Genomic DNA, 12,300 nt, shown 5'->3' with positions numbered 1-12,300 from the left:
AAAAGCGCTATAATTTTTCCCACATTTAAAAACTTCTCCTCCTCTGTATGTTGCTTTAAATCGCCACTGAAAGCAATCATACTTGTTCAGCGCATACCCTTCTATTCTGTAATGGTTAGATAACTATCTAATCGGCTATGAAATACAAGTTCTTTTCCTTAGTTTGGGACAAGAACTTACATCGTTAAAACAAAAAAGCCGCCAATATGGCGACTTCCGGAAGAAACGGTCCCTATTCATCAGCTTTTTTGCGCTATTTAAGTATCTTTTTATCGGGTAGGAAAACGGGAAGTATCCTTCTTGATCTGGCTCCAGGTATAACGCAACATCCAGGCATCCCACTCTGTTATCTTGGAAGAATTTCCGGCCCACATAATGGTTGGTGTAGGGAATCCACCGGGCGGACGATCATTTTCTTCATAGAAATCAGGCAAGCCGAATCCATGCCCCATCTCATGCTCTGTAACATGAACTTCATCAGAGTTCAGGGTGCTCAGGATATAATCATCAGACATCCGTTGCCCCCAGTCACCACCGGCCCCACCGCCGAAATTAGCTGTTCCCCACAGATACAAATCAAACCGCTTGTCCAATCCGCCGGGATAAGCATAGTTGGGATCATTAAAATGTTCAAATCTGGACAGTACGTCAGGCGCAACTGGGAGCTTGGCAGGAATAGCCGGGTTCGTTTTGCTCAAATCATCTGTAATCGTGTCCGTATATACGATTTCATTAGATTGTTTATTAAGTATTTGTGTTGGATTCGCAACTGCCCAGCCTACTATTTTTACAGTAATATGATCATAAGGCCAGCCATCATACCCTTTCAACTGCTTATTCCAGTTATTGACCTGACGACTCAGCATGGAAGCCATATCTTTGCGCTGCTGTAATGTGAGATTTTTGGGAGATTGCCAGCGTACAACATAATTTAGCGTCCCTTTTCCCGCATATATTTGATCAAAAATCAAATTTTTACGGTTCGTTGAACCTTCTTTAACGATTCTATTCTTCCAAACCCATTCTACCGATGGCTTAAATTTTGCAGGTATATCGGAAGCAGCCAAGCTAATACTCGTGGACTCAGTTTAGGAAGCGCTTTCAATATTAGAAGCCGCTGAACCCACATTAGCCCCGCCAACCAGTAACGAAGCAGCCACAACCAATGAAAAAGAAGCCATGATCATTCCTTTTTTCTTCGTCATTTCTTTAACCTCCATATAATTTAATTTCAACAAGCATATCCAGAATGACAAACTATTATTCTATGATTCTTCCATTACACCCACTCTCAAATTTGAATAAAATAACAATTTTATATTATCATTGGAACAAAAAAACGTCAAATAAAAAAGCCACCCAGAAACAGGTGGCATAACAACTTCTCGGGTTATTCTTAGTCTTATCATCAACACCCAATTCACCTGTAAACTTTTTAAACTTACTGTTCAGGTTGTAATCCACACTAGAAATAAAAACAGGATAGATATTTAGGAAAAATAACACTAGCGAGCGGTCCGCATCGGATTCCGGCTTTCACAGGGTACCTTGGTCTGGCAAAGTCCGCAACCGGCACCCGATTTAGCCTCTCCCCCATTTAACACTGCCCATTTCCGGGATTCCTCACCGTACACAAATTTCATGCAGGCTATTTTGTCATGGCCGCCTTCCTTGCTGATAGCCTGCACAGGGCAGCGGGTAATGCACACACCGCAAATGCCTTTACTGCACAGCAGGCAGTTCCCAGTATGGCTCAAGTTCAAGGACGCTCTGGCATCAGGCGGCACCTGCAGATCAGTTACTACAGACAGCAGACGGATGGCAATTCCTTTCTCGGTAATGAAACCGTCGTTGATACTGAAGGTGCCGAGGCCGGCTGCATACGCGATATGCCGTTCCGACCAGTTAGAGACCGGACCATCTGCGGCACCGTGGATGCTGTACCAATCCGTATCCAGCGGCGCCACCGCACGGTAACCAAGCCCGGTCAGATATCCCGCCAAATGCTGCCTTGCCGAACGTACAAAATATTCATCGCCAAAGGTCCGCAGCAGCGCCCACTCTCTAGAGGCTCTTGCTTTTTGCGCACGATTGGCCTTGCGGATCGTCTCGCTGATCGGCAAAACAACACTGATAACGGTGCCTCCATCAAAACTTCCTGCGCCGAGGGTCCGTTCGAAGGCTTCCTGCGGCGTAGCATGGTCAGGGCCAACCACTCTTTTATACTCCTCAAACAAAGGATCATTGGCCGCAGCAAATTGAATAATCGGTTCTTCGTAGTAAGGGCACTGCAATTCTTCACAGAAATTGCCTTTATCTTCGCTCACATAGATCTTCATCTCGGCAGCGATGAGTTCTTTCATATCCGGTACAGGCACTACCATCCTATCCACATCCCTCTTCTAGATTATTTTATATCTCTCGCTTTCTTGCGGGTACCCGGCGACAGGTTAGTGGCTGCGATACACATTTCAACCCTTATTCGTGTATATACACGAATAAGTCAGCATACCTCCGTTTTAGGTGGCGACTAATCACAGGCTCAATTTTTCAATTTTGGATAACAGTGCGGTCAATATCTGCAAATCGTCGCTTCCCAGTGACTCCTGCAAAAAAAGCTGCGCCTTCTCCCATAGCTCTGCTGCATCGTTATATACCTCTTTTCCACTCCCCGTCAGAGTAAGGCAGCGGTTCCGGCTTCCCTCAGCGGATGTATCCTCCACATACCCACTTTGCTCCAGTGCCTTCAAATTGCGCACAAGCGTGGTCCGGTCGAGCCGCATCTCCAACGCTAATTCGCTTACGCTTACCGGTCCCAGCACCGTTAAATGCTTGAGCAGCGAGAACTGGCTGATATTGAGTCCACTTGGAGCCAGATACCGGTCATACAACCCTGTTACAGCCATCGAGGAACGGCGCAGATTAATGCATGTGCAGACTGAGGGCGAGCTCCTCTGCGATGATTTTTTATCCTTCCTTGACGCAGTCATAGGTTCTTCTTTCCTTCCATCTTTTCGTGTATCTACACTATTTCAAAATCCGGGTGTTTTGTCAGCGCAATTTGTCACAGTCTCCATTCTCTGATTTCATTCTAACGGTAATGGTGAAATGGGGTAAAATAGTGCTTGACGTTCCTAATCTTGCTAAAATCCCATTCTTATGAAATCTATTGCAGAAAGTGCAATCCCCAGTACTCCTGTGATTCACCGGCCTGAAGCCAATGGATTTGTACAATTCAGCCACCTATTTGACAGCACCACATACTTACTTGTCAGAAAAAAATATTCTATTGGTGCGGTAGGTCACAATTTTCACATTGCATGATTTCCCGTGCAAAAAAGATCCCCTCTCTGCAAAGAGGGGATCTATATCGAAAGAGTAGACTCACCTCCCCTACTCTATGGATACCAATGCCGATTCTGCCAGCGAAGCCAGCAGCTTCGCCGTTCCCGGCAACGCGCGTTCGTCCAGGTCAAAGGCTGGATGATGCCATTCCTGGCTCCCCGAAGTGCCGACAAAGACAAACATACCGGGGATGCTCTTCTGATAAAACCCAAAATCCTCGCTCGCCGAGGAGGGTACGGGGCGAACGACCCCCAGGCCGACAGCTTCGGCTGCCTGCTCCGCAATGACGGCCAGCTGCCCGTCATTCAGCACAGGTGGCGGGCCCTCGATCCAGCGGATGGTCGCTTTCGTGGAAAAAGCATCGGCAACGCCTTTGACCACCTGCTCAAAGCGTTCAGTCACCTGTGCTCGTACGTTCTCGTCGAACGTCCGAATTGTACCGTCCAGATGGGCACGATCCGGAATGATGTTCCAGGCGTTGCCACTATGCAGCTTCGTAACACTGATCACTGCGCTGTCCAGCGGGTTGACACTCCGGCTCACAATGGATTGCAGGGCTGTTATGATATGTGACGAGACCACAATCGGATCAATCCCTGCATGCGGCACGGCTGCGTGCGTGCTCAACCCCTCTACCTCGATGTAAAAACCGTCCGCCGCTGCCATTAGCGGACCTTCCTTGATACCGACCGTGCCTACGGGCAGATCCGGTTTATTATGCAGGCCGAATATGGCCTGTACGCCTGCCAGTGCACCGCTGTCCAGCACTTGGAGTGCACCCTTGGCCCTTTCCTCGGCTGGCTGAAACACCAGCCGAACCGTACCTTTCAGCTCCTGCTCCCGCTGTCTTAGCAATACAGCAGCCCCGAAGAGGGAAGCCGTATGAAAATCATGCCCGCAGGCATGCATCTTGCCCGGATGTACCGAGGCATAAGCCAGTCCAGTCTCCTCCTGAATCGGCAGTGCATCAATGTCCGCTCGAAGCGCCACAATCGGCCCCTCCTGCTGCCCGCCGATTTCTGCCACCAACCCGGTACGCAGTGGCACATCCAGAATAGTTATGCTCTGTTCTTCCAGCAGACGGCGGATATAGGCAGTCGTTTCAACTTCCTCATTCGACAGCTCGGGATTTCGGTGAAGGTGGCGACGAATGTCCACCAGCTTCTGCTCCAAAACCTGCTCCTTTGTCCCGATTGATCCACTCATTGCTATTCCTCCTTCGTGAATCCAGAATAGTTACAACTTTTTTCAAGCCGATAGCATTTAGAATCTAGGATTGCACAAGCGATCCGGCAAAAGCTTCGTGCAACAATTCGAACGAGCGCACGCGCTTTTCAATATCCCGTATTCCCGTCGTTACGATCAGCTCGTCGGCTTGATATTTGGCTTGAATTTCCGTCAACGTCGCATAGATTTCGTCTTTATTGCCTTTGTTAATCTGCGCTTCCGTTACTTCAATCGTATACTCTTCACCCGATTGCTTGCCGAAATCCTCTGCACTTTCCAGCGTTCCCACCGTCGCCGTTTTGCCACTGGCCAGATGAATCTTGTACAGCTTGTGCTCTCCTGCCAACTCCGCAGCTTCCTCGGAAGTGTCTGCCACAATGACCGAAAGCGCAAAAAGAGCTTTTGGCTCACGTCCATAACTGTAATCGAAAGACTCCCGATACGTACGAAATGAATCCAAGGCAACCTGCTCGCTGCTATTGATAAATTGTGAGAAGACATAGGGCAGCCCCAAACGTGCAGCAATCCCAGCGCTGTCTGTGCTTGTACCCAAAACGTAAATATCCGCTGGTGTTTCCGGAATTGGATTAGCCTGTAGTCCAGCCAACGGCCCTTCCTCCGACGGAATATTATGAATATAACGACTTACTTCATCAATTTTTTCTTCGAGAGAAGGCGCGCCATGCACGTTACGCTGTAACGCCTGGGTAGACTTCGGTAATCCGCCCGGCGCACGGCCAATGCCCAAATCTATGCGACCCGGCGCAAGAGATGCCAGCACATTGAAGTTTTCGGCTACTTTATACGGGCTGTAATGCTGCAGCATCACTCCGCCAGAGCCGATTTTAATATGCTCGGTACGTGCCAGTAAATGGGAGATGAGTACCTCTGGCGAAGAACCCGCAACCTGCTCGGAATCGTGATGTTCTGATACCCAAAAGCGTGAAAATCCCAACTCCTCTACACGCTGCGCCAGTTTAATTGTGTTGCGAAGCGCCTGTGCCGCTGTTTCTCCCTCGCCTATAGGGCTTTGATCCAATACTCCGATTTTAATACTCATGTCTCCCTCTCCCGTCTATATTGAGTAGTTATATTCTGGTGTAATCCGTTTCAGGAATTGCTTTGTCCGTTCTTCTTTGGGGCGGTTGAAAATATCGTCCGGTGTGCCTGCCTCGATAATATGACCGCCGTCCATAAATACCACATGATTTGAAACATCGCGCGCAAAGCCCATTTCATGTGTGACAACAATCATCGTAATGCCTTCCTTCGCGATCTTGCGAATAACTGATAGCACCTCGCCCACCAGTTCAGGGTCCAGCGCCGAGGTCGGTTCATCGAACAAAATGACTTCCGGGTTCAGCGCCAAAGCACGCGCAATGCCAACACGCTGCTGCTGTCCACCGGATAGCTGGCTCGGATAATGATTGAGCTTCTCGCCCAGACCGACCTTTTCCAGCACTTCGATACTGATTTTTTTCGCTTCCTCCTGCTTCACCTTGCGGACCACGACAAGTCCTTCCATTACGTTTTCCAGCGCCGTTTTATGCTTGAACAAATTGTATTGCTGAAAGACCATGGCCGTCTTTTGGCGTAAAGCCAGAACATCCTTTTTCGCAGGCCGCTTGCAGTTCACCGTAAAATCGCCGATGCTGACCTCCCCGTCATTCGGCTTTTCCAAATAATTGATGCAGCGCAGCAAGGTCGTTTTGCCGGAACCGCTTGGGCCCAAAATAACGACGACCTCGCCCTTGTTCACGGTCAAATCAATGCCTTTGAGCACGTCATGCTTGCCGAACGATTTTGTTATATTTTGCAGACGGATCATGATGCTCTACCTCCATTAAACACATTGATTTTTTTCTCTACCAAGCCGGATATTCGCTCAATCAGCACCGTCAAACCCCAGAAGAGCAGCGCGGCCGCAATATACACCTCCAAATATTTCCAGTTGATGGATGCCAAAATTTCAGCCTGCGCCTGGATCTCTGTTACCGAAACCGTGAAGGCCAAGGTGGAGCCATGAAGCATCCCAATAACGGAATTCGTCAGGTTCGGCAAGCTCACTACAAACGCCTGCGGAAATACGATTCGTCTCAGCACCTGCCCTGTCGTCATGCCGACTGCATATGCAGCCTCGATTTGTCCCCGGTTCACCGATTGAATACCGGAACGAACGACCTCCGACATATACGCGCCACTGGTAATGGAAAAAGAAATAAGTGCAAATACCATATAGGGAACGTCTTTGGAATGAAATGACCAGCCGAAATGCTTCGCTCCCGTATCAATCAACAAAGGCAAGCTGAAATAAATAAGCAGCAAATGCATCAGCATCGGGGTACCCCGGATAAAGGTAACGTAACCGTGCGAAATCTGGGACAACACTGGAACTTTATAAATTCGGGCTAGAGCCGTTAGCAAACCAATGACCAGTCCAGCCAGAACGGAAATCACCGTAATGATTAAAGTGTTGGGCAACGCGGAGAACAACCCCAAAAAGGCGGTATATATAAATCCAAAATCCAGACTCATATGCCTTTACCTCCTTTGCTAAGACGCAGACTCCTCAGGTGCCGCACCACAAAACCTTTTCGTTGTTCCGGCTCATTCTGGACACGATCCCGATGCTCATGCCGGAGAAGCATATTTTCCAGCACCTTGAACAATTTTTGTAAAATCAGACTGATCACCAGATAGATCAGAGATAGTGCAATATAGGTTTCAACAAAATGCTGGGTAGCCGAGCCTAATGTCTGTGATTTCCCTGTCATCTCCATCGCTCCGATGGTAAACGCCAGTGACGTATCCTTCAGATTACCAATCACCAAGTTGGAAAATACCGGAACCACAACAGCCAGCGCTTGTGGCAAAATAATGCGTATAAAGGTCTGATATCCGGTCATGCCGACCGAATGTGCAGCCTCGATTTGTCCCCGATCTACGGCTTCCACACCTGACCGGATAATCTCCGAAATAAACGCCCCGCTGTTAAGCGCGTAGGTCGCAATGGCAAACCACAATACATCCCATCTGGAGGAATTGATATCCACCAGCTTAAGCAGCTCCGGCAAGCCGTAATACACCAGAAACAGCTGGATTAAAATAGGCGTTCCGCGAAAAAAGGAAACATATACCTGAGAAACACGTTTGAGAAATGGAATGTTATACATGCGAGGCAGCGCAACCAACAGACCGATCATCAGCCCCAATACTAGCGAGCTTGCCACAATAAACAACGTGATGTGCAAATAAGACAGCATTTTCGGGATAAAGCTAAAGACATAGTCAATATTGAACTCTCTGCTCATATGCCTGCCTCCTTCCTATACATCAGCGATCAGAATACACGAAGTACCCTGACCGCTGAACATTCAAACCTATCCTTATTTCTTGCTGCTGCTTTCCTTTTTCACATCTTCCAGAGACTTGGTAAAGTCCTCGCCGAGCCACTTAATACTCAGCTTTGACAGCGTGCCGTCGTCCTTTACTTCCTGGATAGCTCTGTCCAGATCATCCGCCAGACCCTGCTCATTTTTGTTCAATACATACAGTACATCCGATTGAGTCAGAGGATCACCAACGGTTTTCAGAGCTAGTTCCCCTTTTTCATCCGTGTTAAAACGATTCGCAAAATCTGTCGTAATGGTAGCATCTATACGGCCGCTCGTAATTTGTTGCACCGTATCATTGGCTGCACCGCTCGTATACACGATGTTTAAAGCATTCCCGTGAGTTTTGTTATACTCCTTCAGCACATAGGCCGCATTGCTGGTTGGGCTGGTAAGTACCTTTTTCCCTTTCAAATCGTCAATCGAATGGACCGTATTGTTATCCTTTGCTACAGCAACTCTGTTCAGGAAAATGCTATACGGATTTTTGTTGAACAGATATTTGGCTTCGCGCTCCGGGTTCTTTTCCATTTGATGAGATACCATGTCGATTTTACCGGCATCCAGACTCAGCAGCAGATTGCCAAAATCCATCGTTTTGAATTCAAATTCGTATTGAGGCAGGCGCTTGTCCAGCTCCTTAATCAGCTCCACATCAAAGCCTGTTAAATTTCCGTTTTCGTCAATAAAGCATACATTTTTGAATTGAGTACCTGTGCCAACGATAATTTTCTTCACATCTCCGTTTGAACCTGACGCGCTAGACGCGTTATCTGAGGAACCGCAGCCTGCCAACACCAGGATGATTGCCATAACGGACCATATTGCAAACCACTTTTTCATATAAATCCCCCTCGTCTCTTTGTATATCAGCAGTTTGCGACATACGTGGTAGCTACAACATTCACTAATTAATAATTCCAATGAGTTTAATCGGTTTTTAGGTGTGATTAATTTAACACCTGGAATCCTATACGTCAATCCACCAAGCAATAGAACTTTTCTATAACAAAACAGCCTCCCGGAAGCCATCTGTCAACGCATCTGTAAAATCCGATGTCACTGCACAGTCTTCTTTGGTCGCCACAATGCTAATCTGCATAGACACGCCAGCCACCTCTGGCACATGAATGCGGAACAATTTCTTATCCTTCACTTCACGGCTTACACAGACATCCGGCAAAAAGGCAATGCCCGCTTGTTCCAATACCAGCTTTTTGGCCGTGACCACATTATCCACCTGAAAGGCAATATCCGGCGGCTGCTCCAGTGATTCAAAAGCTCGATGAATTCTCATCCAATCCAATGATCCACATTCAAAAAACACCAGTGTTTCATGTTGAATATCCTGCATGCTGGCCTTTCCTGTCTTCATAAACGGATGACCATCGTATACATACAGAGAAATAGGATCTTCATAAAAAGCAAGCGTGCGAATCGCAGGGTGCATCACTTTACGGACAAAACTAATGTCTACCTCACGGTTCAACAGCTTATGTACCAGTTGGTCCGTCGTAGCCGTCACAATTTTGTAGTTAACCTCCGGATAACGGGCGCGAAGCTGCTTTAATATCTCAGGCATGATATAGTTTGAGACCGATATCGTGCAGCCGATACGAATTTGCTGAGGAGCCTTCTTACGCTGTTGAAGCTTTTGCTTCCCTTTTTGCAGCACCTGAAGCATCTGCTCCGCATAAGGAAGAAATTTTCGTCCATCCTCGGTCAGAACCGTTTGCTTGCTTTGGCGATCGAACAGCTTGCACTCCAGCTCGCGCTCCAGCGTCTGAATCCGGGCTGTGACAGAGGGCTGTGACAAGAACAACGCTTCTGCCGCCTTGTTAAAACTGCCATAATGATTCACGTATACAAAGGCTTCCATATTCTCGATATTCATACGCAAGTCCCCCAGTAAGTTTTATATACATTTATCCAATATGTTAACTTGGTTTTTTTGTATCATAAAACTCACTGAACGACCTGTCAATGGAAATATTGAAAAAATCTATCACTTTAATAGCTCATTCAACTCTTTCACAGAACGGTCCAACCGTGCAACCAATTCTTGGGACAATCCGTATCCGCCATCCGGCAGCCGTTCGACCCATTGATCCACGGCATACACTCCGCCAAGAATATGTCTTCCGCCCAGCGCGTTGAGAACTGGCTTCAAGGCATAGTCAATGACCAGCAGATGAGCCAGTGTGCCGCCGATAAATAAAGGAAGTACAGGCTTATCTCTCAGCCCCTCCTGCGGAACCAAATCCAAAAATATCTTCAACAGGCCGGAATAGGCAGCTTTGTACACGGGAGAAGCGACGATGATGGCGTCTGCTGCTGTAATCAACGCAAGTGCTGCTGTGATGTCGGGACTGTTAAAGTTAGCCTTTACCAGGTCCTCGGCCGGTAAGTCGGCCACATTCAGCAAGATGATCTCCGCTCCGGACTCCTGCAATTGCTCAGTCGTATAGTTAATCAAGCCATATAGACGGGATTGTGTTGACGGACTGCCCGACAGGATGATAACCTTCGACATATTGTTCCCTCCTTCTGTTACGCGTCTACCTTCACTTTGGCTCTTGCTGCGGTGTAGCGGTTTTCTGGAATGGGCACGCCCAGGTTTTCACGGAGTGTGCTAAATTCATAATCCTGGCGGTAAATCCCGCGCTCCTGCAAAATAGGCACAACCAGATTTACAAAGTCATGCAGACCCGATGGCACATCAGAGCCGATAATAAATCCGTCTGCTCCTTTTCTTTCGAACCACTCCTGCACCCGATCCGCCACCTGCTCAGCAGTCCCGATAAAAGAGGTTCTTGGCGTTGCTGAACGCAATGCAACCTCACGCAGAGTCAGATTTTCCTCTTTGGCTGTTCGTTTGATTTTATCTGTACCGCTGCGGAACGCATTGCTGCCAATACCTTCAAGCTCAGGGAATGGCTCATCCAGTGGATATTGTGAGAAATCATGATGATCGAAGAAACGTCCCAAATATTTTAGCGCGGCCTCAATGGTCACCAGATTGGTGATCTCCTCATACTTCCGTTCCGCTTCTTCCGTCGTGCTGCCGATAATCGGTGAAATGCCCGGTAAAATGACGATATCCTCTTCCGATCTGCCATAGCGGACCGCACGTTCCTTCACATCACGATAAAACTGCTGCGCTTCCTCCAACGTTTCATGTCCCGTAAACACAGCGTCCGCTTCCTTCGCAGCCAGGTTTTTACCATCCTCCGAGGAACCTGCCTGGAAAATAACCGGCTGTCCCTGCTTGGAACGCCCAATATTCAATGGCCCCTGCACAGAGAAGAACTCGCCTTTATGATTCAGTGTATGCAGCTTTTCAGGGTCAAAGAATACACCGGTTTCCTTATCACGAATGAACGCATCCTCTTCCCATGAATCCCACAGCCCTTTGGTTGCCTGCAAATATTCATCGGCAATCTTATAGCGCTGCGGATGCGACGGATGCTCGCCTTTGTTAAAGTTGAGGGCAGAGCCTTCCAGCGGAGAAGTCACCACGTTCCAGCCTGCACGACCGCCACTGATATGATCAATGGAAGAAAACTGGCGTGCTACCGTAAACGGCTCGCTATAGGAAGTCGACAGTGTACCGACCAGTCCGATATGCTTTGTCACCCCGGCCAAAGCAGACAAAATCGTAATGGGTTCAAAACGGTTCAGAAAGTGGGGAATGGATTTTTCGTTAATAAACAGGCCGTCTGCGATAAATACGAGGTCAAACTTGCCTTCCTCCGCCTTTTGCGCCTGTGTTTTATAAAATTCAAAATTAACACTCGCGTCCGCAGGCACTTCGGGGTGACGCCAAGTCGTCATGCTTCCCCCAACACCGTGAATAATTGCACCAAATTTGATTTGTCTATTCTTAGCCATGAACTCTTCCACCTCTCTTGAACATAATGATTTCCCGTCGGCTTATACCGCCTGATTGTAACTTTCCAGCACTTTAGCCAACTCTTCCAGATCCGGGTTGAGCAGGGCTTCATATTTGTTATCCCCACCCACCTCTACGACAGGGACATAACGAATACCATATTTTGTCTCCAGTACGTCACGCAACGCATCATTTCCGTCTATTTGAATATTTTCATACGGCTGATTTTGGGATTCCAGGTACGATTTGATCTCTCCACAAAAGTGACAGCCAGTTTTACTCCACAATACAACCTTAGGTTTGGACGACATATACATACCTCCGTAAGCTTAATGTTTATAATCCCGATAAATTAAATAAGAATTATATTTATAATGTATCCTGCTCCCCCTTTTCCGTCAATCGCCTGTGTAATAGACATCGATAATGCAACGATAGAAAATT

Annotated in this window: 13 protein-coding genes; all 13 read right to left on the bottom strand. The window is 47.7% G+C overall.

Going from position 1 to position 12,300, the window contains the following annotated elements; translation table 11 throughout:
- Positions 1 to 269: 269 nt before the first annotated feature.
- The 13 genes from LCF57_RS03805 to LCF57_RS03745 all read right to left on the bottom strand — a co-directional run bounded on the left by LCF57_RS03805 (position 270) and on the right by LCF57_RS03745 (position 12,167).
- Complete coding sequence (locus LCF57_RS03805) at positions 270 to 1,067, bottom strand: dockerin (protein ID WP_225999506.1); 798 nt, start codon at positions 1,065 to 1,067, stop codon at positions 270 to 272.
- 438 nt (positions 1,068 to 1,505) lie between these two features.
- On the bottom strand, positions 1,506 to 2,384 hold the full coding sequence (locus tag LCF57_RS03800; protein ID WP_318840602.1) for a (Fe-S)-binding protein: 879 nt from the start codon (positions 2,382 to 2,384) through the stop codon (positions 1,506 to 1,508).
- Positions 2,385 to 2,534: 150 nt separating this feature from the next.
- Positions 2,535 to 2,990, bottom strand: a complete 456-nt coding sequence (locus LCF57_RS03795; RefSeq protein WP_225999504.1) for a MarR family winged helix-turn-helix transcriptional regulator — start codon at positions 2,988 to 2,990, stop codon at positions 2,535 to 2,537.
- 403 nt (positions 2,991 to 3,393) lie between these two features.
- Positions 3,394 to 4,551 carry an amidohydrolase gene (locus LCF57_RS03790; protein ID WP_225999503.1) on the bottom strand — a complete coding sequence of 386 codons (1,158 nt, stop codon included), beginning with the start codon at positions 4,549 to 4,551 and terminating at the stop codon, positions 3,394 to 3,396.
- A gap of 64 nt (positions 4,552 to 4,615) precedes the next feature.
- Positions 4,616 to 5,632 (bottom strand): LLM class flavin-dependent oxidoreductase, encoded by a 1,017-nt coding sequence (locus LCF57_RS03785; protein WP_225999502.1) that lies wholly within the window; start codon positions 5,630 to 5,632, stop codon positions 4,616 to 4,618.
- A 15-nt stretch (positions 5,633 to 5,647) separates the two neighbouring features.
- A complete protein-coding gene (locus LCF57_RS03780) occupies positions 5,648 to 6,400 on the bottom strand; it encodes an amino acid ABC transporter ATP-binding protein (RefSeq protein WP_225999501.1) in 753 nt (250 codons plus the stop codon).
- Positions 6,397 to 7,107: an amino acid ABC transporter permease gene (locus LCF57_RS03775; RefSeq protein ID WP_225999500.1), complete on the bottom strand. Its 711-nt coding sequence runs from the start codon at positions 7,105 to 7,107 to the stop codon at positions 6,397 to 6,399. Before LCF57_RS03775 ends, LCF57_RS03780 begins: the two co-directional genes overlap by 4 nt.
- On the bottom strand, positions 7,104 to 7,883 hold the full coding sequence (locus LCF57_RS03770) for an amino acid ABC transporter permease (RefSeq protein WP_225999499.1): 780 nt from the start codon (positions 7,881 to 7,883) through the stop codon (positions 7,104 to 7,106). The genes LCF57_RS03775 and LCF57_RS03770 overlap by 4 nt, the downstream gene beginning before the upstream one ends.
- Before the next feature lie 75 nt (positions 7,884 to 7,958).
- Positions 7,959 to 8,807: a transporter substrate-binding domain-containing protein gene (locus LCF57_RS03765; protein ID WP_225999498.1), complete on the bottom strand. Its 849-nt coding sequence runs from the start codon at positions 8,805 to 8,807 to the stop codon at positions 7,959 to 7,961.
- Between the two features lie 160 nt (positions 8,808 to 8,967).
- Entirely contained in the window at positions 8,968 to 9,858 is an 891-nt protein-coding gene (locus LCF57_RS03760; RefSeq protein ID WP_225999497.1) for a LysR family transcriptional regulator, read from the bottom strand.
- A 111-nt stretch (positions 9,859 to 9,969) separates the two neighbouring features.
- Entirely contained in the window at positions 9,970 to 10,497 is a 528-nt protein-coding gene (gene ssuE / locus LCF57_RS03755; RefSeq protein ID WP_225999496.1) for an NADPH-dependent FMN reductase, read from the bottom strand.
- A 17-nt stretch (positions 10,498 to 10,514) separates the two neighbouring features.
- Positions 10,515 to 11,855 (bottom strand): LLM class flavin-dependent oxidoreductase, encoded by a 1,341-nt coding sequence (locus tag LCF57_RS03750; protein WP_225999495.1) that lies wholly within the window; start codon positions 11,853 to 11,855, stop codon positions 10,515 to 10,517.
- A 42-nt stretch (positions 11,856 to 11,897) separates the two neighbouring features.
- Complete coding sequence (locus LCF57_RS03745) at positions 11,898 to 12,167, bottom strand: glutaredoxin family protein (RefSeq protein WP_225999494.1); 270 nt, start codon at positions 12,165 to 12,167, stop codon at positions 11,898 to 11,900.
- Positions 12,168 to 12,300: the final 133 nt, after the last annotated feature.

Source organism: Paenibacillus sp. BJ-4 (assembly GCF_020404765.1).
Lineage (GTDB): Bacteria > Bacillota > Bacilli > Paenibacillales > Paenibacillaceae > Paenibacillus.
This window is presented reverse-complemented; position numbering and strand designations above follow the sequence as displayed.

Coding starts and splice junctions, on each gene's coding strand:
- LCF57_RS03800 (WP_318840602.1), bottom strand. CDS start 2,384: ATGGTAGTGCCTGTACCGGATATGAAAGAACTCATCGCTGCCGAGATG.
- ssuE (WP_225999496.1), bottom strand. CDS start 10,497: ATGTCGAAGGTTATCATCCTGTCGGGCAGTCCGTCAACACAATCCCGT.
- LCF57_RS03790 (WP_225999503.1), bottom strand. CDS start 4,551: ATGAGTGGATCAATCGGGACAAAGGAGCAGGTTTTGGAGCAGAAGCTG.
- LCF57_RS03780 (WP_225999501.1), bottom strand. CDS start 6,400: ATGATCCGTCTGCAAAATATAACAAAATCGTTCGGCAAGCATGACGTG.
- LCF57_RS03785 (WP_225999502.1), bottom strand. CDS start 5,632: ATGAGTATTAAAATCGGAGTATTGGATCAAAGCCCTATAGGCGAGGGA.
- LCF57_RS03765 (WP_225999498.1), bottom strand. CDS start 8,807: ATGAAAAAGTGGTTTGCAATATGGTCCGTTATGGCAATCATCCTGGTG.
- LCF57_RS03760 (WP_225999497.1), bottom strand. CDS start 9,858: ATGAATATCGAGAATATGGAAGCCTTTGTATACGTGAATCATTATGGC.
- LCF57_RS03745 (WP_225999494.1), bottom strand. CDS start 12,167: ATGTCGTCCAAACCTAAGGTTGTATTGTGGAGTAAAACTGGCTGTCAC.
- LCF57_RS03750 (WP_225999495.1), bottom strand. CDS start 11,855: ATGGCTAAGAATAGACAAATCAAATTTGGTGCAATTATTCACGGTGTT.
- LCF57_RS03775 (WP_225999500.1), bottom strand. CDS start 7,107: ATGAGTCTGGATTTTGGATTTATATATACCGCCTTTTTGGGGTTGTTC.
- LCF57_RS03795 (WP_225999504.1), bottom strand. CDS start 2,990: ATGACTGCGTCAAGGAAGGATAAAAAATCATCGCAGAGGAGCTCGCCC.
- LCF57_RS03770 (WP_225999499.1), bottom strand. CDS start 7,883: ATGAGCAGAGAGTTCAATATTGACTATGTCTTTAGCTTTATCCCGAAA.